19 protein-coding genes are annotated in these 22,547 nt (G+C 72.6%); 9 read left to right on the forward strand and 10 right to left on the reverse strand.

The window, feature by feature from the left end; all coding sequences use genetic code 11:
* The first annotated feature begins 15 nt into the window (after window positions 1-15).
* Genes ABZ842_RS34785 through ABZ842_RS34800 form a run of 4 tightly spaced genes read left to right on the forward strand, consistent with a single transcriptional unit; the run spans window position 16 to window position 5,516 of the window.
* Window positions 16-1,053, forward strand: coding sequence for a LacI family DNA-binding transcriptional regulator (locus tag ABZ842_RS34785; RefSeq protein ID WP_361546337.1), 1,038 nt, complete (start codon window positions 16-18; stop codon window positions 1,051-1,053).
* Window positions 1,050-2,645: a sugar ABC transporter ATP-binding protein gene (locus ABZ842_RS34790; RefSeq protein WP_361546339.1), complete on the forward strand. Its 1,596-nt coding sequence runs from the start codon at window positions 1,050-1,052 to the stop codon at window positions 2,643-2,645. Before ABZ842_RS34785 ends, ABZ842_RS34790 begins: the two co-directional genes overlap by 4 nt.
* On the forward strand, window positions 2,635-4,587 hold the full coding sequence (locus ABZ842_RS34795) for a substrate-binding domain-containing protein (RefSeq protein WP_361546341.1): 1,953 nt from the start codon (window positions 2,635-2,637) through the stop codon (window positions 4,585-4,587). The genes ABZ842_RS34790 and ABZ842_RS34795 overlap by 11 nt, the downstream gene beginning before the upstream one ends.
* A gap of 23 nt (window positions 4,588-4,610) precedes the next feature.
* On the forward strand, window positions 4,611-5,516 hold the full coding sequence (locus ABZ842_RS34800) for a ribokinase (RefSeq protein ID WP_361546344.1): 906 nt from the start codon (window positions 4,611-4,613) through the stop codon (window positions 5,514-5,516).
* A 30-nt stretch (window positions 5,517-5,546) separates the two neighbouring features.
* On the opposite strand, the gene ABZ842_RS34805 is transcribed toward ABZ842_RS34800, so the two are convergent.
* From ABZ842_RS34805 to ABZ842_RS34820, 4 genes are all read right to left on the reverse strand, one after another.
* Window positions 5,547-6,488 carry an aminoglycoside phosphotransferase family protein gene (locus ABZ842_RS34805; RefSeq protein WP_361546347.1) on the reverse strand — a complete coding sequence of 314 codons (942 nt, stop codon included), beginning with the start codon at window positions 6,486-6,488 and terminating at the stop codon, window positions 5,547-5,549.
* 96 nt (window positions 6,489-6,584) lie between these two features.
* Window positions 6,585-7,337, reverse strand: a complete 753-nt coding sequence (locus ABZ842_RS34810; RefSeq protein WP_361546350.1) for a PIG-L deacetylase family protein — start codon at window positions 7,335-7,337, stop codon at window positions 6,585-6,587.
* Between the two features lie 40 nt (window positions 7,338-7,377).
* Window positions 7,378-8,676 (reverse strand): alpha/beta fold hydrolase, encoded by a 1,299-nt coding sequence (locus ABZ842_RS34815; RefSeq protein ID WP_361546353.1) that lies wholly within the window; start codon window positions 8,674-8,676, stop codon window positions 7,378-7,380.
* 161 nt (window positions 8,677-8,837) lie between these two features.
* Window positions 8,838-10,346 carry a cellulase family glycosylhydrolase gene (locus ABZ842_RS34820; RefSeq protein ID WP_361546356.1) on the reverse strand — a complete coding sequence of 503 codons (1,509 nt, stop codon included), beginning with the start codon at window positions 10,344-10,346 and terminating at the stop codon, window positions 8,838-8,840.
* A 224-nt stretch (window positions 10,347-10,570) separates the two neighbouring features.
* Between ABZ842_RS34820 and ABZ842_RS34825 the strand changes: the two genes are divergently transcribed.
* From ABZ842_RS34825 to ABZ842_RS34835, 3 genes are all read left to right on the forward strand, one after another.
* Window positions 10,571-11,734 (forward strand): betaine/proline/choline family ABC transporter ATP-binding protein, encoded by a 1,164-nt coding sequence (locus ABZ842_RS34825; protein ID WP_361546359.1) that lies wholly within the window; start codon window positions 10,571-10,573, stop codon window positions 11,732-11,734.
* A 22-nt stretch (window positions 11,735-11,756) separates the two neighbouring features.
* Window positions 11,757-12,302, forward strand: a complete 546-nt coding sequence (locus ABZ842_RS34830; RefSeq protein WP_361546362.1) for a GNAT family N-acetyltransferase — start codon at window positions 11,757-11,759, stop codon at window positions 12,300-12,302.
* Between the two features lie 77 nt (window positions 12,303-12,379).
* Window positions 12,380-13,576 (forward strand): hypothetical protein, encoded by a 1,197-nt coding sequence (locus tag ABZ842_RS34835; RefSeq protein ID WP_361546365.1) that lies wholly within the window; start codon window positions 12,380-12,382, stop codon window positions 13,574-13,576.
* Window positions 13,577-13,595: 19 nt separating this feature from the next.
* Here ABZ842_RS34835 and ABZ842_RS34840 read toward each other — a convergent pair whose 3' ends face one another.
* From ABZ842_RS34840 to ABZ842_RS34850, 3 genes are read right to left on the reverse strand one after another with little or no spacing between them, the layout of a single operon-like run.
* Window positions 13,596-14,567: an ABC transporter substrate-binding protein gene (locus ABZ842_RS34840; protein ID WP_361546368.1), complete on the reverse strand. Its 972-nt coding sequence runs from the start codon at window positions 14,565-14,567 to the stop codon at window positions 13,596-13,598.
* Window positions 14,567-15,244 (reverse strand): ABC transporter permease subunit, encoded by a 678-nt coding sequence (locus ABZ842_RS34845; RefSeq protein ID WP_361546371.1) that lies wholly within the window; start codon window positions 15,242-15,244, stop codon window positions 14,567-14,569. The genes ABZ842_RS34840 and ABZ842_RS34845 overlap by 1 nt, the downstream gene beginning before the upstream one ends.
* A complete protein-coding gene (locus ABZ842_RS34850; protein WP_361546374.1) occupies window positions 15,241-15,930 on the reverse strand; it encodes an ABC transporter permease in 690 nt (229 codons plus the stop codon). The genes ABZ842_RS34845 and ABZ842_RS34850 overlap by 4 nt, the downstream gene beginning before the upstream one ends.
* A 258-nt stretch (window positions 15,931-16,188) precedes the next feature.
* On the opposite strand from ABZ842_RS34850, the gene ABZ842_RS34855 reads away from it, so the two are divergent.
* Window positions 16,189-17,457: a TetR family transcriptional regulator gene (locus tag ABZ842_RS34855; protein ID WP_361546377.1), complete on the forward strand. Its 1,269-nt coding sequence runs from the start codon at window positions 16,189-16,191 to the stop codon at window positions 17,455-17,457.
* Between the two features lie 165 nt (window positions 17,458-17,622).
* Window positions 17,623-18,387 carry an alpha/beta fold hydrolase gene (locus tag ABZ842_RS34860; RefSeq protein ID WP_361546380.1) on the forward strand — a complete coding sequence of 255 codons (765 nt, stop codon included), beginning with the start codon at window positions 17,623-17,625 and terminating at the stop codon, window positions 18,385-18,387.
* A 118-nt stretch (window positions 18,388-18,505) separates the two neighbouring features.
* On the opposite strand, the gene ABZ842_RS34865 is transcribed toward ABZ842_RS34860, so the two are convergent.
* The 3 genes from ABZ842_RS34865 to ABZ842_RS34875 form a co-directional block, all read right to left on the reverse strand.
* Window positions 18,506-19,273 carry an AfsR/SARP family transcriptional regulator gene (locus tag ABZ842_RS34865; protein WP_361546383.1) on the reverse strand — a complete coding sequence of 256 codons (768 nt, stop codon included), beginning with the start codon at window positions 19,271-19,273 and terminating at the stop codon, window positions 18,506-18,508.
* A gap of 264 nt (window positions 19,274-19,537) precedes the next feature.
* Entirely contained in the window at window positions 19,538-20,740 is a 1,203-nt protein-coding gene (locus ABZ842_RS34870) for a transposase domain-containing protein (protein ID WP_361546386.1), read from the reverse strand.
* Window positions 20,741-21,087: 347 nt separating this feature from the next.
* Window positions 21,088-22,547 (reverse strand): helix-turn-helix transcriptional regulator (locus tag ABZ842_RS34875; protein WP_361546389.1); only part of this gene is annotated, 1,460 nt, incomplete at its 5' end.

A 22,547-nucleotide genomic window follows, 5' to 3' on the forward strand; every position in this document is an offset into this window, starting at 1 on the left:
GGAGGTGATCCGGCCATGGCGAGCATCAAGGACGTGGCGGCGCGGGCCGGGGTTTCGTCGGCCACCGTGTCGCGGGCCCTCAACGGCCACCCGGCGGTCAGCCCCGGCGCACGGGCCAAGGTCCTGGCGGCGGTCGAGGCGCTCGGCTACCGCCCGAACGCCGTCGCGCGCTCACTGCGCACCCACCAGACGCACACCCTGGGCCTGGTCATCAGCGACGTGCTCAATCCGTACTTCACCGCCCTTGCCCGCGCGGTCGAGGAGGAGGCGCGGACGCTCGGCTACAGCGTGATCATCGGCAACGCCGACGAGCAGCCCGCGCTCCAGGACCACCACGTCCGCACGCTGCTGGACCGTCGGATCGACGGACTGCTGGTCTCCCCCACCGACGGCGGCTCGCCGCTGATGCTGGAGGCGGTGCGGGCTGGCACCCCGATGGTGTTCGTCGACCGCTGGATCCCCGGCATCGACGTCCCCGTCGTCCGGGCCGACGGCACCGGGGCGGTCCGCGCGCTCGTCGCCCATCTGCACGCCATCGGCCACCGACGGCTCGCCATCATCCAGGGCCCCGCGTCCACCACCACCGGCAGCGAACGCGTCAGCGCCTTCCGCGCCGGACTGCGCGAGTTCGGGCTGGCGCTGCCGGACGCGTACATCGGCCAGGGCGACTTCCAGGCCGCAAGCGGCCGGCGGGCCATGGAAGGCTTCCTGGCGCTGCCGCAGCCGCCCGAGGCGGTGTTCGCCGCCGACAACCTGATGGCGCTCGGCGCGCTGGACGCGATCCGCGCCCACGGGCTGACCGTGCCCGACGACATCGCCATCGCGGCCTTCGACGACATCCCGTGGTTCGTCCACACGGCGCCGCCGGTGACCGCCGTCGCCCAGCCGACGGACGAGTTGGGCCGGGCCGCCGTGCGAGCGCTGGTGGACCGGATCGAAGGCCGCTCCCCCACGTCCGTGACCCTGCCCGCCCGGCTCGTGGTGCGCCGCTCCTGCGGCGAGGGCCGCTCGGACCGGAGCGATGGAGACCAGCGCGAGGAGGCCCCCCGATGACGGCATCGACGTTCACGGCGAACGACGCCCGCGCCGACGCGCCGCGCGAACTGCTGCGCGTCGAAGGCGTCCGCAAGGAGTTCCCGGGCGTCGTCGCGCTCGACGGCGTCGACTTCGACCTGCGCGCGGGCGAGGTGCACGTGCTGCTCGGCGAGAACGGCGCCGGCAAGAGCACCCTCATCAAGGTGTTGTCCGGGGCGCACCGCCCGGACTCCGGACGGGTGCTGCTCGACGGCGCCGAAGTGCACGTCCAGGGCGCCCGGCACGCCGAACGCCTCGGCATCGCCACCATCCACCAGGAGTTCACCCTCGTTCCCGAACTCTCCGTCGCCGAGAACGTCTTCCTGGGCCGTCAGCCCCGTCGGTTCGGGCTGGTCGACCGCCGGCGGATGGAGGCGGACGCCGCCGCCCTGCTGCGGCGCGTGGGCGTCGACGTACCGCCGCGGACCAAGGTCAAGGACCTCGGGATCGCCCGCCTGCAGATGGTGGAGATAGCCAAGGCGCTCAGCCTGGACGCCCGGGTCCTGATCATGGACGAGCCGACCGCCGTCCTCACGTCGGACGAGGTGGAGCGGCTGTTCGCCATCGTGCGCAGCTTGCGCGCGGAGGGCGTCGGCGTCGTCTTCATCACCCACCACCTGGAGGAGATCGCCGCCCTCGGCGACCGGGTCACGGTGCTGCGGGACGGCCGGAGCGTGGGCCGGGTGCCCGCGTCCGCGACCGAGGAGGAGTTGGTGCGGCTGATGGTGGGCCGGGACATCGCGCAGCAGTACCCGCGCAGGTACGACGGCGCCGGCGAGGTCCTGCTCCGCGTGGCCGGGCTGACGCGCCGGGGCGCCTTCCGGGACGTCGGTTTCGAGGTGCGGGCCGGTGAGGTCGTCGGGCTCGCCGGGCTGGTCGGCGCGGGACGCACCGAGGTGGCCCGGGCGGTCTTCGGCGCCGATCCGTACGACGGCGGGACGGTGGAGGTCGCCGGGGCGCGGGTGCCGCGGCACGACGTGGTCGCGTCGATGGCCGCCGGCATCGGGCTGGTGCCGGAGGACCGCAAGGGGCAGGGGCTGGTCCTGGACGCGTCCGTGGCGGACAACCTCGCCCTGGTCACGCTGCGGTCCGCGACCCGCGCGGGGCTGGTGGACCGGGCGGCGCTGCGTGCGGCGGCGGACCGGATCGCCGGTCGGCTCGGCGTGCGGATGGCCGGGCTCGACCAGTCCGTGCGGACCCTGTCCGGGGGCAATCAGCAGAAGGTCGTGATCGGCAAGTGGCTGCTGGGCGAGGTGCGGGTGTTGATCCTCGACGAGCCGACGCGCGGCATCGACGTCGGCGCGAAGGTCGAGATCTACCGGCTCGTCAACGATCTGACGGACGCCGGCCACGCGGTGCTGATGATCTCCAGCGACCTGCCGGAGGTGTTGGGCATGAGCGATCGGGTCCTGGTCATGTCCGAGGGCCGGATCGCCGGTGAACTCGCCTCCCACGAGGCGACCCAGGACGCGGTCATGGCGCTCGCGGTCGGCGGGTCTCCCCCGCCCGGCCCGGCGGCCCCGACCACTTTGACCGTGCAGCACGAAGGCGAGGACTCCCGTGACCACTGACACCGCCCCGAGCACGACCGGCGCCAACAGCGGCCGGGCCCTCGGTCGCCTCCTACTCGACAACGGAGCGCTCACCGCACTGGTGGTGCTGGTGGTGGCGCTGTCACTGCTCTCCGGTGACTTCCTGACCACCCAGAACCTGCTGAACGTCGGCGTGCAGGCGGCGGTGACGGCGATCCTCGCCTTCGGCGTCACCTTCGTCATCGTCTCTGCCGGCATCGACCTGTCCGTGGGGTCGGTGGCGGCCCTGTCGGCGACGGTGCTGGCGTGGCTGGCGACGTCGGAGGGGGTGCCGGTGTGGATCGCGGTGCTGCTGGCCGTCGCCACCGGCATCGCCTGCGGCCTGGTCAACGGCGCCCTCGTGGCGTACGGCAAGCTGCCGCCGTTCATCGCGACGCTGGCGATGCTGTCGATCGGCCGCGGCCTGTCGCTGGTGATCTCCCAGGGCAGCCCGATCGCCTTCCCCGAATCGGTGTCGCGGATCGGCGACACCATCGGCGGCTGGCTGCCGGTGCCCGTCCTGGTGATGATCGCCATGGGGCTGCTCACCGCGCTCGTCCTCAACCGCTCCTACCTCGGCCGCTCGTTGTACGCGATCGGCGGCAACGAGGAGGCCGCCCGTCTTTCGGGGCTGCGGGTCACCCGTCACAAGGTCGTCGTGTACGCCCTGTCCGGGCTGTTCGCGGCCGTCGCCGGCGTGGTCCTCGCCTCCCGGCTGTCCTCCGCGCAGCCGCAGGCGGCCCAGGGGTACGAGTTGGACGCGATCGCCGCGGTCGTCATCGGCGGCGCGTCGCTGGCCGGCGGCGTCGGCCGGGCGTCCGGCACGCTGATCGGGGCGCTGATCCTCGCCGTCCTGCGCAACGGGCTCAACCTGCTGTCCGTCTCGGCGTTCTGGCAGCAGGTCGTCATCGGTGTGGTCATCGCGCTCGCGGTGCTGCTGGACACGGTGCGCCGCAAGGCGGGTGCGACGTCCGCGGGTGCCCCCGGCGGCGGGGGCCCGGGGCGGGGGCTGCGCAGCAAGCCGGTGACGTACGCCGTCGCCGCGGTGTGCACCGCGGCCATCGTGGGCGGCGTTTCGCTGTGGGACCGCGGCTCCGGCAGCTCCACCACCCGCATCGGCATGTCGCTGTCGACCCTGAACAACCCGTTCTTCGTGCAGATGCGGCAGGGCGCGGAGGCGGAGGCGAAGGCCCGCGGGGTGGAGCTGACCGTCACCGACGCCCAGAACGACGCTTCGCAACAGGCCAACCACCTCCAGAACTTCACCAGTTCCGGGGTGGCCGCGGTGGTCGTCAACCCGGTCGACTCCGACGCGGTCGCGCCCGCCGTGCGCGGCGCCAACGAGGCGGACATCCCGGTCGTCGCCGCGGATCGGGGCGTCAACAAGGCGGAGGCGGTGACGCTGGTGGCGTCCGACAACGTGGCCGGCGGACGGCAGGCGGCCGACGCGCTCGCCGAGAAGTTGGGCGGCCGGGGCGAGGTCGTGGTGCTCCGGGGGACGCCGGGCACCTCCGCCAGCCGTGAGCGGGGCCAGGGCTTCAGCGACGGCATCGAGCGGCACCCGGGCATCCGGGTGGTCGCCTCGCAGCCCGCCGACTTCGACCGCACCAAGGGGCTGGACGTGATGGCCAACCTCCTCCAGGCGAACCCGGGCGTCGACGGGGTCTTCGCGGAGAACGACGAGATGGCGCTGGGCGCGGTCAAGGCGCTGGGCTCGCGAGCCGGGTCGCAGGTGGCCGTCGTCGGCTTCGACGGCACCCCGGACGGACTGAAGGCTGTGGAACGGGGCACGTTGTACGCGTCCGTCGCCCAACAGCCGAAGGAGTTGGGCAAGATCGCGGTACGGAACGCGATCAAGGCCGCCGGGGACGGAGACGTGCCCGGCGAGGTCAAGGTCCCGGTGAAGGTCGTCACGGCGCGCAACGTCGCCGACTTCGACTGATCCGGACCACGGGAGGGAGAACGATGCACGTCCATGAACTGCTGGTCGTGGGGTCGGCCAACGCCGACCTGGTGATCGGTGTGGAGCGGCGGCCGAGCGCCGGGGAGACCGTGCTCGGCTCCCCGCTCGCCGTCCATCCGGGCGGCAAGGGCGCCAACCAGGCGGTGGCCGCCGCCCGCCTCGGTGCCCGTACGGCCCTGCTCGCGCGGGTCGGGGACGACGAGCACGGGCGGCTGCTGCTCGCCTCCCAGCGGGCGGCGGGCGTGGACGTCGACGGGGTGCTCGTCGGCGGGGCGCCGACCGGGGTCGCGCTGATCACCGTGGACCCCTCGGGTGACAACAGCATCGTGGTCTCCCCGGGTGCGAACGCGCTGCTCTCCCCCGCCGACGTCCGTGCCGCGGCGCCCCTGGTGCGCGGTGCGCGGGTGGTGTCGACGCAGTTGGAGATCCCGCTGGACGCCGTCGTCGAGACGGTGCGCACGCTCGGCGCCGAGGGCCGTTTCGTCCTGAACCCCTCGCCGCCCGCGGCCCTGCCCGCCGAGGTCCTGGCGGCCTGCGACCCGCTCGTCCTCAACGAGCACGAGGCACGGGTGCTGTTGGGCCCGAGCGTCAGCGGCGAACCGCGGGACTGGGTCCTCGGGCTGCTGTCGCTCGGGCCGCGGTCGGTGGTGGTCACCCTCGGGTCGGCCGGCGCGATCGTCGCCGACGGCCGTGCCGAGGTCTGCGTACGGGTCGACAGTCCGCGCGTGACGGCCGTCGACACGACCGGCGCGGGCGACGCCTTCACCGCCGCGCTGGCGTGGCGGCTCGGCCTCGGCGAGGACCTGGCCGCGGCGGCCGGCTACGCGGTGCGGGTGGGATCGGCGGCGGTGACGCGCCCCGGCGCGCAGGACTCGTACCCGACCCCGGACCAGCTGCCGGCGGCCTGACGCCGTCCCAGCCGGAGGACGGCACGGGCTTCAGCGCTGGCGCGCCCGGTCGGCGAGGACTTCTTCGATGACGCGGCGGTGGCCCTCGGCCTCGGCCGCGTCATCGGCGTCTTCGGCGTCGACGACCTTCGCGAGGCAGATCAGGGCCTTCCACAGGGCCCAGCCGCGGGCCCGGGCCCACATGGCGTCGTCCTGGGCCACGGTGTCCCGGAACGCCTCGCGGCTGGCGCCGGAGAACAGCGTCCAGGCGATCACCAGATCACAGGCCGGGTCCCCGACGCCACAGGTGCCGAAGTCGATGACGGCGGCCAGCCGGCCGTCCTTGGTCAGCAGGTTGTTCACGGCGAAGTCGCCGTGGAACCACACGGGCTGCCCCTGCCGCGACGCGTCCAGCGCCTCCTGCCAGACGCCGGCGGCCCGCTCCGTGTCGACGCGCCCGGTGAGCGCGGCGAGCGCGGCGCGGGTCTCGTCGTCGTAGAAGGCCGGGGGCGCGCCGCGGTGGAAGCTGTGCCGCCCCGCCGCGGGGCCGCCGGTCGCGTCGACGGCCTGGAGCGCGAGCAGGAACTCGCCGACGGCCACCGCGAAGTCGGGCAGGTGGTCGATGCGGCCGGGGCGGGCGACGTCGCCGTCCAGCCAGCCGCGGACCGACCAGTCGTACGGATAGCCCTCGCCCGGCGCCCCCTGGGCCACGATCGGCGGGATCGGCACGGGCAACGCCGGCGCGAGCACCGGCAGCCACGTCGTCTCCTTGGGGATCGCCAGGGCGTACTGCTCGGCCGTCGGGAGCCGTACGGTCAGCTCGTCGCCGAGTCGATACGTCCGGTTGTCCCAGCCGTCGAGCTGCACCGGCGTCACGGGCAGCGCGCTCCACTGCGGGAACTGGGCGGCGATCAACCGGCGCACGAGCGCTGCGTCGATGCCGGCGCGGCCGTCGCCGGGGAACGGGTCGGACGTACGGGAGTCAGTGACCATCCGGGTATGGTGACCGCGCCGTGCGGCCGACGACAATCGGATTTCCGCCCGGCCCCTACCCGCCCGGCCGCCCGTCGTCCGACTGGCGCGCTTTGGTCAGCGCGTGAAGAGTTCGAAGGTGACGGCGGGCCGCCCGCCGAAGCGCCGCCCGGCCTCCTCGGCGTTGCCGACGAGGAAGGCGCGGCAGTACGCCTCCGGGTCCTCGTCCGTCAGCACCTCGATGTAGGTGCGGTGCGCCAGCAACGACTCGACGGAACGCTCAAGGCCGGCCGTGGCGTCGACGGCGTGCGTGGGCGAGGTGGATCCGGCGACGGCGACCCAGCGCACCCCGTCCCACGGTTCGAGGCCCAGCTCCTCGACCAGCTCGGGGAAGATCCAGCGGTTGCCCGCGTCCGCCGCCGCGTCCAGGGTCGCCCGGCCGACCGCCCGGTGGTCGGGGGTGTTCCAGTGCGTGCCGCCCCAGGTGTCGCGGTGGTTGAGGGTGATCAGGAGCTCGGGCCGGTGGCGGCGGATCGCCGCCGCGATGTCCCGGCGCAGCGCGGTGCCGTACTCGACGACGCCGTCCCGGTGGTCCAGGAACTCGACCGTCGAGACACCGACGACGGCCGCGCTGGCACGCTGCTCGCCCTCCCGCAGCGGGGCGCACTCGGCGGGCGCGAGGGTGTCGATGCCCGCCTCGCCCCGGGTGGCGAGGAGGTAGGCGACCTCCCGCCCGCCGTCGGTCCAGCCGGCGATGGCGGCGGCGCAGCCGTACTCCAGGTCGTCGGGGTGCGCGACGACCGCGAGGGCGCGCCGCCAGTCCTCGGGCATCGGTTCGAGCTGGGCACTGGGGTCCGTGGCTTCGATCATGCCCGCAGGATACGACCCCCTGGCGCGCCGCCGGCGGGTTCTACGCCTCTCCCCTGACGAGGCCGATGAGCCGGTCCAGGACGCGCGGTCCGTCGGCCCGCTGGCCGTCGTGCTCGTACTCGTCGGTGACCCAGGTCCGCAGCCCGCGGATGGCGCGGGCGGTGCGCAGCGAGTGCTGGGTGTCGACGTACATGTCGTCGTGATAGATCGCCGCGGCCACCGGCACCTCGTTGGCGGCCAGCCGCTCCGCGTCGTACAGCGGCGTCCAGTCCGTGCGGGCGGCCAGCAGTTCGGCGGCCTCCGTCAGGGGGCGCAGGGACGGGTCGACGTCGAAGTGCCAGGGGTGGATGGTCTCGCCGGTGAACGGGACGGGTCCGTCGCCCTCCAGCGCCGCGAGGGCGTCGAACTGCGGGAACTCGGCGCGCACGCGCTCGGCCGACCAGGCGGTGGGACGCCCGTCCTGTCCGTAGATGGCCTCGTGCAGGAGGGCGTAGATGGGGTGGCCGGCGAAGGACAGCGCGGCGAGTACGGACTCCTGGAAGGCATCGGCCAGTTCGTGGCGGTCGCCGGCCCGGACGAAGGCGTTCTCCAGCAGGTGGTGCAGGCGGTGGGTACCGGTGCCGACGCCCAGCATGATGCCGAGGGACTGGAACGCCTCGGGGGTGAGCACGTAGCCGCCGGGCAGTACGGTGCGGTGCTCGGCGAGGTGCGCGGTGATGCGGCGGGCGCGCTCCACGTCCATGGGGTAGCGCTCGTAGTGGGCCGCCACCTTGCGCTCGATGCGCGGGTACGCGGCCCGGTAGACGTCGTCGGCGTGGTGGTCGAGCGAGGGCAGGCCACCCGTGATGAAGACCTCCCGCAGCCCCTCGGGGGCGGCGGACAGGTAGTGGGTGGCGCAGAAGCCGCCGAAGCTCTGGCCCAGGACGCTCCAGGGGGCGCCGCCGGTGAGCCGCTCGCGCACCAGTTCGCAGTCGCGGACGATGGAGTCGGCGCGGAAGCGGGCCAGGTGGTCGGCCTGGGCGGCGGGGGTGGGCAGATGTGCGAGGGTCTGTCGGTTCTGCGGGGTGGAGGCGCCGGTGCCGCGGTGGTCGAGCAGCAGGACGCGGTGGTCCTTGAGGGCCCGGTCCAGCCACGCCTCGCGGCCGATGCTGCGCGGGGCGCCGAAGCCGGGGCCGCCCTCCAAGTAGACCAGCCAGGGCAGGTCGTCACCAGCGTGTGCGGGTGCGACGACCTCGCGTCCGAACAGCTCCAGCGTCTCCCCGTCCGGGTCCGCGTGGTCCAGCGGAACGGTGAAGCGGTGGTCGGTGAGCCGGACTCCTGGCTGCCGGTAGGGGGTCAAGGGTGCTCCTGCCTCGCGGTTGTTCGTGCCGTTTCCATGGGCAGTCCATGGGCACGCCCGCCCATGGGATCACACGAGGTGTCCCAGGGCGGGCGCGGGTGGTGCGTGCTGTCGCCGGTCAGGAGGTCAAGAGGTCGGGAGAGATCGGGAGAGGTCGGAGGTCAGGAGGTCGGGAAGTTGTCCGGGGTCCTCATCCGGTCGCGGATCCAGACGCCGGCCTCCTTCAGCTGGGAGGTCCCGGTCCACGGTCCGTTGCTGTTGCAGGTGCCGGTCTTGAACACGGCCCCGGTGCGGTGGTCGTCGGAGAAGTTCCAGTTGACCCAGCTGATCTTCTTGCTCGCCATCAGGTCGAGGTAGCGCTGGGAGAAGGCGAAGTTGTTGGAGCCTTCGCCCGCGTAGTTCTGGGTGCCGAACTCGGTGACGAACATCGGGATCCGGTCGGCGGCGCGGGAGAGGGTGTTGAGGTACTCCTCCCGGTGCGAGTCGGCGTAGAAGTGGAAGGTGTACATGATGTTGCTCGCGTTCACCGGGTTGTTCACGACCTCGGACTCGTTCGAGCTCTCCGAGACGCCGAGGGACGACCAGGCGCGGGTGCCGACGAGGACCGGGGCGTCCGCGTCCTGTTGGCGGATCACCGGGATCAGCTGCTCGGCGTAGCTCTTGATCCGCGACCAGGAGACGCCGCTGGGCTCGTTCGCGATCTCGTAGATCACGTTCTTCTTGTTGTTGTGGCGCTGGGCGATCTCGGTGAAGAAGGTCTTGGCGCGGGCGAGGTTGACGTTGGGGTCGCCGGGGTTGAGCATGTGCCAGTCGACGATCGCGTACATGCCGCGCGCACTGGCCTGCTCGATGATCGAGTGGACCAGGTCGGTGAACTTGCGCGGGTTGGTCTCGTAGCCGCCCTCCTGGATGTACATGGAGATCCGCAGGACGTCGGCCTTCCAGTCGTTGGCCAGGGCGTCGAGGGAGCCGTTGGTCACGCACTGGGGGTACCACTGGAGGCCGTGCGTGGACATGCCGCGCAGCTGGATCGGCTTGCCCGCCTGGTTGCAGAGCTTGGTGCCGCAGACCTTGAGCTGGCCGTTGATCTCCACGGGGGTGTCGCCGCCGGGGGCCGGTCCCTCGCCGGTGTCGACGGCGAGGCTGTCGACGTTGGGGCCGCCGTTGGCCGTGGTGGCGGTGGCGCGCACCGTGTTGGCGCCGGCCTTGAGGTCCGTGGTCACGGTGGCGGTCGTCCAGCTGCGCCACGTGGCGGTGGCGGGGAACGACTGGCCGGACGCGGCGGCGGCGCCGTTGACGGCGATGCTCATCGGCCGGTTGGTGCTGGTGCCGTTGGCGTACCGGAAGGTGAGCTTGGCGCTGCCGGCCTTGGCGGCGTTCACCGTCCACTCGACGTAACTGCCGCTGACGTTGTTGTAGTTGACGAATCCGCTGCCGGTGAAGCCCGGGTGGTTGGATTCCACCGCACCCTGCGAGACGGTCGCACTCTCGGCTTCGTGGACCACCGGGGCGACCGCCGGTCCCTGTCGTGTCGCAGCCGCCGCGGCGGGCGCGGGCTCGGCGGCGGGCGCCGCGGAGCTGGTCGGGGCGGCGGTGAGGCCGAGGAGGAGGGCGGCGGTGACGACTCCGGCGCCCCCCAGGGATCGCACCCAATGACGTGGGGGTTTCATGGCGTCTCCATGTGTGACGGTTCGTGGGGATACCGAGACTGAAAGGAAACTTTCCTAACCCGGATGGAAGCAGTCGCCGCGCCGAGTCGCAAGGGTCATGACAAGAAATGATCGGCGGTCCGCACGCATGAGCGCTCCGGCGGGCACCGTCCGACCCGCTAGGAGCGGCCACGGACGGTCCCGGCCCGTGTGCGTCCGTCCACGCCCGCTCCTAGCGTGGGGGCATGATCCGGTTCGAGCAGGTCAGCAAGGTCTATCCGGACGGCACGACGGCGGTCGACGAGCTCTCCTTCGAAGTCGCCGAGGGTGAACTCGTCACCCTGGTGGGCCCCTCCGGCTGCGGCAAGACGACCACGATGATGATGGTCAACCGGCTGATCGAACCGACCTCGGGCCGCATCGAGGTCGCCGGCGAGGACGTCTCCGCCGTGGACCCGGTCGCCCTGCGCCGCCGCATCGGCTACGTCATCCAACAGGCCGGGCTCTTCCCGCACCGCACCGTCCTCGACAACACCGCCACCGTCCCCGCGCTCCTCGGCTGGAAGAGGGCGAAGGCGCGCGCGAGGGCTGCCGAACTCCTCGACCTGGTGGGCCTGGACCCCAAGACGTACGGCCCCCGCTACCCGGCCCAGCTCTCCGGCGGCCAGCGCCAGCGGGTCGGCGTGGCCCGCGCCCTGGCCGCCGACCCGCCCGTGCTCCTGATGGACGAGCCCTTCGGCGCGGTCGACCCGGTGGTCCGCGAGCACCTGCAGAACGAGTTCCTGAGCCTCCAGGCCACCGTCCACAAGACGGTGCTGCTGGTCACCCACGACATCGAGGAGGCCGTGCGGATGGGCGACCGGATCGCCGTGTACGGACAGGGCCGCATCGAGCAGTACGACACCCCGGCGACCGTGCTCGGGGCGCCCGCGACGGAGTACGTGGCGCGGTTCGTCGGCGCCGACCGGGGCCTGAAGCGGCTGTCGGTGACCACGATCGAGGAGGACGACCTCGAACAGCCGCCGATCGCCCGCCTCGACGAGTCCGCCCGCTCGGCCGCGACCCGGATGCGCGCCCAGGGCGCCCGCTGGGCCGTCGTTCTGGGCGCGGACGGCGATCTGCACGGCTGGGTCTCCGCGGAGGCCCTCGCCATCGCGGGCGAACAGGGCGCCGTCGGCGACCTGGCCCGCCGCATGGAGGCGTGGGTTCCCCTCGGCGCCTCCCTCAAGCGTGCGTTCAGCGAGATGCTCCAGCACGACGCGGGCTGGGTGGCGGTGGTCGACGGCGACCGCTTCGTGGGCGTGCTGACACCCGCGAAGCTCCACGAGGCCCTGCGCAGATCGGTGGACGCGGACGCCCAGGGAGTGGCGCGGAGTACGGTCGACTTCACCTCGGTGTCCGACGCCTGACGTCCGGCACGATAATCGTCCGGTGATCGAAGAGACTTCCGAGCAGGTCGCCCTGCGCGTGGTCGCCGACGAGGAGTGGCCGCTGTGGCGGGACCTGCGTCGGACGGCCGTCGCCGACGCACCCCACGCCTTCTGCTCCCGCGTCGACGACTGGGACCGCGGCGAGGAGGCCCGCTGGCGCGCGATGTCGACGGGCCCGGACTCGTACAACCTGGTCGCGGACGTGAACGCACGCCCCGTCGGCATGGCCCGTGGCGTGCGCCTGCGGACCGGGACGGAGTCGGCGTACGAACTCCGCTCGGTCTGGGTGGCGCCCGAGGCCCGGGGCCGGGGGGTGGCCGACCGCCTCGTGGCGGCCGTGGAGGAATGGGCCCTACGTCAGGGCGCCCGCTCGCTGCGGCTGTTGGTCGCCCCCGGCAACCCGTCGGCCGACGCCCTGTATCGACGCCACGGCTACCTGCCGACCGGGGAGCTCGGCGGTCCCGCCCCGGACGGCGTCGGCCGGCAGTACGCGATGGCGAAGGACTTGAGGGCCGACCGCCCCGCGCCCGAGGCCCGGCCGTCTTGACACGACGACCCGTCACACCCCGGGTACCGCCGTCGAACCGGGGTGCGGGGCCGTCACCGTCTCCGGATTCGGCTAACGTGCTGGGTGTGCAGATCAGGGGAGGGGACGCCACCGTGTCGGGAACCGCGCTGCTCATCGCAGCCGCGCCGGTCGGCAAGGGGCGTCTGGTCGATGCCAGTTCCGTGTTGCCCGCGCTCGCCGCGGTGCCGCCGAGTGCGCTGACGGGCACCGCAGCGGCGACCGTCGTCGAGTTGGCCGATCCGTTGGACCCGCAGACGGTCCTGACGCGGATCCGGGCGGCAGCGGCGTCCGAGGGACCTCTGTTCCTGTACGTCGCCGGGCAGCTCCAACTCGACCGCAAGCAGCAGTTGCCGCACCTGGCGCTCGCCCGCACCACGGCGACGACCCTGCGCTACACCGCCCTGCCGTGGCACTGGCTCGCCTCCGAGCTGACCATCCGCCGCCCGGGGACGACGACGGTGGTGGTGGACCTGGTCACCGCGCCCGAGGTGTGGCAGCGCATCACGTCCGAGGGCCCCAAGCTGCTGGCGCTCGGCTCCGCGATCCGGTTGTACGGGCGCGTCGCACCGCCGCCGCAGCGGCGCGAGCCCTCGGTCCCGGCGTACCTCGCCGCCTGCGCCTCGATCTGGCGCAGCGGGGCGCGGCCCGACCCCGCGGCGCTGCACGAGCAGGCGGCGCTCCAAGCGGGCACCGGGGGCGCGCTGTTGCTGGCACCGCCGCCGGCCACCGCGGTGCCGCCGGTCGGCTACGCACCGGCGGGCGCCCCCGGCCCCAAGGCCCCGGAGCCCGCCCCCACCCCCGAGGACCCGCATCCCGCGATACTGGCCGCCGCGCAGGCGGGGCGGCACGAGGAGGCCGCCGTCGTCGCCTCGGCCTGGGAGCAGCACGAGGTGCGGACGTACGGCCCCGGCTCGCCGCAGGCCGTGCACTGGCTGGAGGTACGGGCGGACCTGGCCCGGCTCGCCGGCGATCCCGCCCTCAGCTGCGAGCTGTGGATGGGCGCGGCGGACGCCCGGCTGGCCCGGCACCAGACTGTCGACGACCCCGACGTGGAAGGGGCGGTGGACCGCGCGCACCACCAGTGGGAGCAGATCCGGGACCGGGAGGGGGCCAGACGGCTCGCACCGCGCCTGGTCGCGCTGCGCCGCCGGGTGCCGGGCCGTCAGCGCGGGGCCCTGCGGGTCCTCCAGCGGCGTCTGGAGCAGTTGCACACCGCTCCCCCGCAGGTGTCGGGCGAGCTGGGGCACGCCTGAGGCGTCGTCCCTCCCCGGCTCACAGCAGGCCCTTCGACGTCAGATAGGTGCGGGCGACGTCCTCCGGCAGCCGTCGCCAGCTGTCGACCTCTTCGTTCATCGCCGCCAGGTCCTCGGTCGTCAGCACGGTGTTCAGGCGCCCGAGCGCCGTGGTGACCCCGCTGGAGCCCGCGCGCGCCCGGTTGACCACGGGCACGATGTAGTCGGCGTTCTGCAGGTGCTTGTCGTCGGCGAGCAGCACCAGGTCGAACTGGTCCAGCGTCGCGTCGGTCGTGGTGGTGAGCACCATCTGGTCCCGGCCGCTCTGCACGGCCTGCTTGGCCTGGGTCGTCCCCACTCCTTTGGGGTCGACTCCGGTGATGTCGATGCCGTACGTCTTCTTCAGACCGGGCTCGCAGTACGGCCGCTGAACGCATTCGTCACCGGCCGCGAGCCGCACCGGGAGACCGGAGCGGCCGAGGTCGCTGAGGGTCTTGAGGTCGTGTTCGGCTGCGTACGAACGGGCGACGGCGAAGGCGTTCTGGTCGACGGCCCGGCCGGGGTCGAGGACGGTGAGGCCGCGGGGGGCGGCCAGCCGCCGCAGCGCGGTCATGGTGGCGGTGAGGTCGGGCGAGCCGACCGGAGGCGCGTCGGCCCCGTTCACCTTGGCGTTCAACCAGTCCGCGAAGGTCGCGGCGTACTCGGGGACGACGTCGATTCGGCCGCTCTCCAGGGCGGGCTCGTAGATCTCCCGGTTGGTGACGGACAGGATCCGGGTGCCGTACCCGGCCCGGTCCAGGAGCAGTGCGTACATCTGGGCGAGCAGATCGCTCTCGGTGAAGCCCGCTGAGCCGATCGTCAGGTGCTTGCTGTCCCCCGGCGGTGCGCTGATCTCGCTGCGGTTCTCCAGCGAGGGCCCGGTCGAGCAGCCGGCGATCACCGTCAGAGCGAGCAGGACGAGCTGGAGCACGGGACGGCGGCGGGTCGTGGGCGGGGGTCGGCGGCGGCCCATCAGGAGCCGCCCGTGCGGACGCCCCGGCTCGGCGCCAGCCGTTGCGCCAGGACGAACAGCCCCTCGATGGCCAGTGCGAGGGCCGCGACGAGGACGGCGCCCGCGACCACCTGCGGCGTGGAGGCGAGGTTGAACCCGGCGGTGATGATGCGGCCGAGCCCGCCGCCGCCGGCCAGCGCCGCGATCGTCGCGGTCGCCACCAGTTGCACCGCGGCGATCCGTACCCCGGTGAGGATCAGCGGCGTCGCCAGCGGGACCTCGACGCCCCGCAGGACCTGCATCCCGGTCATGCCCATGCCTCGCGCGGCGCGTACGACGTCCTGGTCCACGCCGCGCATCCCGGTGTACGCGTTGGTCAGCAGCGGCGGCACGGCGAACAGCACCAGCGCGATGACGGTGGGCCAGGAGCCGAAGTCGCCGAGCGGGCTGAGCAGGAGCAGCACCAGTACCGCGAAGGTGGGCACCGCTCGGCCGGCGTTGGAGATGTTGACGGCGAGCGCCCCTCCCTTGCCGAGGTGGCCGAGGACCAGTGCGGTCGGGAGGGCGATCAGACAGCTCAGCCCGAGGCAGACGGCAGTGAGGTACAGGTGCTCGACGAGCCGTTCGGCGATGCCGCCGTCTCCGCTCCAGTTCGCTCCGTCGGTCAGCCAGTCCCAGGCCGCTGCGAGGGTGTTCACGCCGGCGCCCCCTTCTGCGGCCTCGCCCACGGCGTGGCGCAGCGCTGCACCAGCAGCAGGGCGAGGTCGGCGGCGACGGCGATCACCACGCACAGCACGGACGCGGTGAGCACCTGGGCCTTGAAGTAGGTGTTCATGCCCGAGTAGATGAGGTTGCCGAGACCCCCGTGGCCGACGATCGCGCCGATCGTGGCCAGGGAGACCGCAGAGACGGTCGCGATCCTCAACCCCGCCATGGACGCCGGCAGCGCGAGCGGCAGTTCGACGGCGAGCAGCAGGCGCACCGGGCCGTACCCCATGCCGCGGGCGGCCTGTCGGGTCTCCTCGGGGACGGCCCGGAGCCCGGCGAGGACGTTGCGCACCAGCAGGGTCAGGGAGTAGAGCACGAGCCCGGCGATGACCAGTGCGGCGGACAGTCCGTAGAGCGGCAGCAGCAGCGAGAACATGGCGAGGGAGGGAATGGTGTAGAGGACCGTGGTCACGCCCAGCACCGGCCCGGTCGCGAGCTTCCAGCGGCGGGCGGCGACGGCCAGCGGGACGGCGATGACGAGCGCGAGGCCGACGGAGACGAAGGTGAGTTGGAGGTGCTGGAGGGTGGCGTCCCACAGGATCTCCCGGCGGGAGGACAGATAGGCGCCGCAGATCCACTCGTTGCGTGCCAGGCAGTCGTCGGGAGGCGCCGTCATCACCCCATTCGAGCCCGCGGGGGTGCGGGGACGCGCGTTGTGTTCACCCGAACGGGCAGGTCTGGGCGCAGCGGGGTGGCGCCGGCCGGGGTGTCCGTGCGGGGACGGCCGGTCACCGGCCGACGGGGCGCCATCGGGCCCCGTACCGCCCCGGACCTGCGGCGGAACCGGACGTGCGGGTATCCGTCCGTAGGTGCTGACGGTAGGTTCTGCACCGGGGCCGGCCGTCGGGCGGGCCGGGAAACGGGAGTGGGCGGCATGACCCAGAGCGGGCGCGCCGGGCGCGCGGCACGCGGCGGTCCGGCCGGAGCCGTCGAGGACAGCCACGGCCGGGCGCCCGTGCGCGCCCGGCGGCCCAAGGACCGCCGGGCGATCATCGCGCGGGTCGCGGCCGAGTTGTTCGCCGAACGGGGGTACGCCGCCACCGGTGTCGGGGACATCGCCGAACGCGTCGGCGTCACCCCCGGGGCGATCTACCGGCACTTCAGTGGCAAGGAGGACCTCCTGCGGTCCGTGCTCCAGGACGCGCTGGCCCGCTTCGACCAGGCCGCCCGACCGGCCCTGCCGGGGCCGGGCGGAGTCGGGGGCGGTCCCGAGGAGCGGCTGCGCGAGGTGGTCCGGAGCACGGTGGACGTCACTCTGGCCCACCCGACGCTCGTCGTTGCGTACGTGCGCGACCGGGCTTCGCTGTCGCAGGAGGCGGCCGGGGAGCTGAGCGCCGGGGAGGCGGAGGTCGCCCGGCTGTGGGAGCGGGCCGTGCACGAGGCCCGACCGGCGGTCTCGCCCGCCGAGGCCAGGGTCCGCAAACGGGCCGTCAACGGGGTGCTGGCGCTGCTCGCCCGCAGGGCGCACCACCCGCCGAACCCGCGCGTCGCCGAGCGCGTCACCGACTCGCTGTGGGCCCTGCTGGTGGCGCCGGCCGGGCCGGGCCCGGCGGCCGGCGACCGGCCGCGGCGGCGGAAGTGGACCCCGCCGCGCTCGCGCCGCGAGGAGATCCGGGACGTCGCGGCGACGCTGTTCCGCCAGTACGGCTATCACGGCGTGGGCATCGACCAGATCGGGCGGGCGGCCGGGATTTCGGGACCGACGGTGTACGGCACGTACGACAGCAAGGCGGAGATCCTGGTGGACGCCTGCGACCACGCCGCGGCCAAGCTGGAGACCTCCGTGGAGCGGGCCCTTCAGGAGGCGGGGTCGGCCCGGGAGGCGCTGCGGTTGATCTCGCGCTCGTACGCGGACACGGTGTTCGCGGATGCCGACGTGATCGCCGTGGGCACCCGGGAGGGCGACGCGCTCCCCGCGTACGACGGCACCCGCATCCAGCGGCGGCTGCGGGACGTGCGGCAGGTGTGCTCGGCGGTGCTGCTGGAGGTGCGCCCCGACTTGGAGGAGACGGAGGCGCGGGTGCTGACGGCGGCGGCGAACGCGGCCGTCCAGGAAGTGGCGCTGATGCGGCACGGCCGCCCGACGCCGCTCGCGGCCAGCGCGCTGTCCCTACGGTTCCTGCTGCCGGACGACGCACCCTGAAGCCGGGCGGGCCGGCGAGGGGGACGGGGCACGGGGGGCGTACGAGTGCATTGAGGGGTCGATAGGGGTGGTTCGCCCGTCGGGGCCGCGAATATCGTTCGGAAGGCTCATGTCCGAAACAGACCCGGACCAAGTGGCGGCTTCGAGGAAGGATCGGCCCCTGTCGTGACCGGCAAGGATGAGGAAAACAAACTGTGGGTCAGGCGGTTCAACCCCCGCGACGACAGTGGGCTCAGACTCGTCTGTCTGCCCCACGCGGGCGGCTCCGCGTCCTTCTACCTCCCCGTGGCCCACGCCGCGCCGAGCCCCATCGACGTACTGGCGATCCAGTACCCGGGCCGTCAGGACCGCCGCAGGGAACCGAGCGTCGCCACCATCCCGGAGTTGGCCGACGAGGTCGCCCGGGTGCTTGAACCCTGGCTCGACCAGCCCCTGGCGCTGTTCGGGCACAGCATGGGCGCGACACTCGCCTTCGAGGTGGCCCGACGGCTGGAGGCCCGGCACGGCGTCGTGCTGGAGGCGCTGTTCGCCTCGGGCCGCCGCGCGCCGTCCCGGCACCGCGAGGAGAACGTGCACCGCCTGGGCGACGACGGCGTCATCGCCGAGTTGAAGCGCCTGAGCGGCACCGACTCCCAGGTGCTGGGCGACGAGGACCTGCTGAGGATGGTGCTGCCCGCGATCCGGGCGGACTACCGGGCGGTGGAGACGTACGTCTACGAACCGGGTGAGCGGCTGCGCTGCCCGGTGATCGGCCTGGTCGGCGACGACGACCCCAAGGTCACGGTGGACGAGGCGGACTCCTGGCGCGACCACACCGAGGGCGTGTTCGATCTGCACGTCTTCACCGGCGGTCACTTCTACCTGACCAACCACCAGGCCGCGATCATGAAGGTGATCTCGGACAACCTGCTGCCCGCGCGCACCGGCTGACGCCGCAGGACGCCCTTCGAAACGGCCTGTCCGGCGGGATGCCGGGCGGGTGGCGGACCCACCGAGGTCCACCACCCGCCCGCAGCGCCCGGCCGCACGGTCGGAGCACGGGCCCGGGTCAGATCGCGGGCACGTAGAGGCGGTCGTCGGCGGCGAGGATGTCGCGTTGTAGGTCCCGCAGCGATCGGCACGGTTCCACGCCCAGCTCTTCCCGGAGCATCTGACGCGCGTTCTGGTACGTCTTCAGCGCGTCGCCCTGTCGTTCCGAGCGGTACAGCGCCAGCATCAGCTGCCGGTAGAACGCCTCCCGCAACGGGTTCTCCGCGATCAGGCGGTACAGCTGTCCCACTACTTCGCGGTGTCGGCCCAGCGCGAGCTGTGACTCGACGAGGCGTTCGAGGCACTCCAGCCGCTCCTCCGTGAGCCAGGTGACGAAGCCGCTGATCGCCGGGCCCTTGTAGAGCTCGCCGGGGAAGGGGCCGCGCCACAGGCGCAGCGCCTTGTCGAACCGCCGGGCCGCCTGCTCGTGGCGACCCTCACGCGCCAGCTCCCGCCCTCCGTCCATCAGGGTCAGGAAGTCGTTGAGATCCAGTTCGTCCTCGCCCAGGCGTAGCAGATAGCCGGAGGGCTGCGTGACGACCGGGTTGTCCTTCCGGCCGGGCCGCTGGAGGAACTTGCGCAGCTGGGATATGTAGACGTGCAGACACGCGGTCACGCGACGGGGCAGTTCGTCTCCCCAGATCTCGTTCATCAAGGTGTCCGAGGCGACGACGCGGTCGGCCCTGAGCAAGAGGACCATCAACACGGTCTCGATCTTTCGTGCGCTAATCGTCGCTCCGGTGTCGTCGCGCACCACTCTCAACGGTCCAAGGATCTCGTATCTCACCAAGCAGTCCTCTCGATGAAGGCGTCTTTCGCCGGAGCGGAGATACGGAAACCATCGCGAACGTCGAAGACGGTCCAAATTTCGCCCCGAAAATGCGCCTTCCAGTACCCAAGCGGTCTTTGATTACGCCCAAAAAGCGAAACTGACGCCATGTGAACTGAACGGATATCAAACTGGAGGTGAATCGGGCGTGCCACCCGGCTGCCCCGGGATTCACTGCACGCTACAGCCGTACATATATTCACTCGAACCGTCAGCGGGTGTCTACCCTAGAGATTTCGCCAAACCGTCGCACGTCGAGAGCACGTGTCGACGCCGTTTAGATAAGCGCAGGGCGCTTTGGATCTCGACGGGGAAGGGCCCGACTCCGGTGTTGGTGACGGCCCGGCACATCAGGGCGCTCTGCGCCCAGTGGGTCAGCAGCAGGGCCCAGATCTCCTGGCGGACCAACTCGGGGCTGCGCGAGCGCAGCACCCGGGAGCCGTTCGGGCGGGCCGGCGTCCGGGCCGCCTCCTTCTCGTCCCGCCACCGCTGCCAGGTGCCGGCCACCTCCCTCGCGGTGGCGTCGGCCGGGTCGAGCAGGGACGTGCACAGGTGCACCTCCCGGGCCGTCGCCGCGGGCAGCACGTAGTCGACCACGCGGACCACGGACGCCTCCGCGGGGTCCAACTCCTCACCGGCCCGGGCGGCGGAGCGCAGTTGCGCCATCCGCGGCAGACCCAATCCGCGGTCGGCGATCAGCCCGAGCCAGGAGCCGTCGGCCAGGTCGCGCACGTGCTCCGGACAGAGGTCGACCGGGGTGCTCCACAACAGCTCGGCTCCGCTGGCGCGCGCCAGCCGCCAACCGTCGTAACTGTAGAAGCCCTGGTCAGCCAGGACCAGCATGGTGCGGGTGAGCTGCCGGTACAGCGATGGAGGGAGGGTTGGGCCGGGCATCGGCCGGCGCACGATGTCGGCTGCGACCGGGGCACGGCTGGCGCGCTCGCTGATGGCCACCACATGTGCCCGCGGGAGGGCGCCCCGCGGATCGCGCCCGCCGAACTCCTCGACGTTCGCCGGGGTGTCGGGGACGTCGAGACCGAAGGCGTCGACCGTCATCAGCCGCCATCGCCCGAGGAACGCATCGGGGGTGGAGGCCGTGGCGACCGGCTGGGCGAGACGGGCGAACACCTCCTGCACCGGCGCCGCACCGAGCCGCTGCCGCGCCTGGGTGATGGCCCCCCGGGTGGGCGCCCGCCAGCGACTCTCGCCGCCGTAGGACATCACCCCGGCGAGCTTCTCGGCGACCCTCTCGTAGTCGTCGTCGGCATACAGGCACAGCCCCATCAGCAAATACACGACGACATGCGCCGGTAGCTTCCGGACGCGCTGCTCCTGGGCTCCGAGGACACCGATCGCCTCGTCCAGCACTGCTCGTGGAACGAGGGTGGTCAGCGCTCCCAGTGACACCAGATCAGCCGGACGCATGGGAAAATTATCCGCTTGCCCAAATGGCATGATCGGAAGATTAGCAGCAGCTTGCTAACTAAACGCGTTAAGGCGACGTAAGTCTTGCCCGTGCGCCCCCGTAGGGGTTTTTTAGGGGTTGCGCTCGGCGAACCCTTCGACTCCTATTATCCGCGGTGCCGCGGAGAGTCGTTTGCCGAATCCTCAGTCCCGCTACAGGAAGGGAATCCGGATGCCCGGGCCGGCTTCCGCGCCCTCGGGAGATGAATCCAGCCGTCGCCGTCAACTGAACAGCCAGTCAGCAGCCTTGCTCGGGGACGCGGCAACAGCCGCCCTCGGCGCCCGGGATCGGGGGCCGACCCCCTGCGTCAGGGGAGCGTCCGGCAGGGGGTGCTCTTGGCGGGGTCGTCACGGAACTGGAGGTCGACCGGGAGCTGATCACGGCCCCGGATCCGCAGCTTCCGGTAGATCCGGGTCAGGTGCTGCTCGACCGTGCTCACGGTGATGTGCAGCTGGGAGGAGATGTCGCGGTTGGTGTGTCCGCCGGCGGCGAGGGCGGCCACCCGCTTCTCGGAGTTGCTGAGCCTGGTCCGCCAGCCGCCGTCCCACTGGTTGCCCATGACCCCCTCGGCGACGACCCGGGGCACCCGGTCGTCATCGCCGCCGCCGTCGCAGCAGTCGTCCCCCGGCTCCTCTTCACCCTGGAGACCTTCCTGGGACCGCAGGGAATCGCACAGGGGCCCGGCTCCGCACTCCTCGGCCAGCTCCTTCGCCCGGCTCAGGGCCGCCCAGGCCCGACCGCCCTCCCCCAGCCAGCGGTAGCTCTCCGCCAACTCCCCCAATGCATGCGCGAGTTGCAGCCGATCGCCCGAGCTCTGCAACAGGGCCACCGCCCGCACCAGCAGAGCGGGGCGCCTGCGGACGTCCACGGTCGCGCTGAACAGCCTCAGCGTGATGCCCTGCACGCGATCGTGCCCGGCCGGCAAGAGCGCCAGTTGCTCGCTGAGCAGTTGCTCGGCCTCCGTCGTCTCGCCGAGCCGCAGCAGCGCCTCGGCCGCATCGCCGCGCCAGGGGATCCACTGCGGTTGGTCGATGCCCCAGTCCCGCACCCTGCGACCCACGGCCAGGAAGTCGTTCAGCGCGCTGCTGAGCCGGTTGGTGACCAGGTGGTAGCAGCCCCGGGAGCGCAGGTACGTCAGTCCGTACTCGCTGGTCAACAGGTCGTCCGGCACCGGCTGTTCGAACCAGCGCGCCCCGGCCTCGTACTCCCCCATCTGGGTGAGGGCCAGCACCTGGGCCGCGATCAACCCGCCGGCGAGCGCCCCCAGCTTCTGCTTGGGCAGCCGGTCGATGCCGCGTCGGGCGTACCGCTCCGCTGCCGGCAGGTCCCCGGTCAACAGCGCCAACTCGGCCTTGATGCCCGCGAACGTCGCGTACCAGCCGTCCGCGCCGCGCCGCTCCGCTTCCCGGACGAAGACGTCGGCCCAGTGGCCCGCCGCCTCCGGCCTGCCGGCGTGCATCAGGCACCGGACCGCGTTGCCGACGGTCGCCAGGGTGGAGTCCGTGAGCACGGTACGCCTCAGGAGCACCTCGGCCGCCGTGCCGCCCTCCTCGCCGCGCTGGGCGCTGCGCCCCTCCCACTCCACGGCCGGATTGCGCGTGCCGGGGGCGACGCCCGGCCACGGCGGACAGTACTCGATCACCGCGGCGGCACGGCCGGCGGGCCCGTCGGCCGTGCCGCCACAACGCACGCGCACGGCCGCCGGGGCCGCGCAGCCGCCGGCGAAGCGACGACACCCCCCCAACACGTAGGCGGTGGGCAGGCTCA

This window comes from Streptomyces sp. NPDC047315 (assembly GCF_040643215.1).
Lineage (GTDB): Bacteria > Actinomycetota > Actinomycetes > Streptomycetales > Streptomycetaceae > Streptomyces.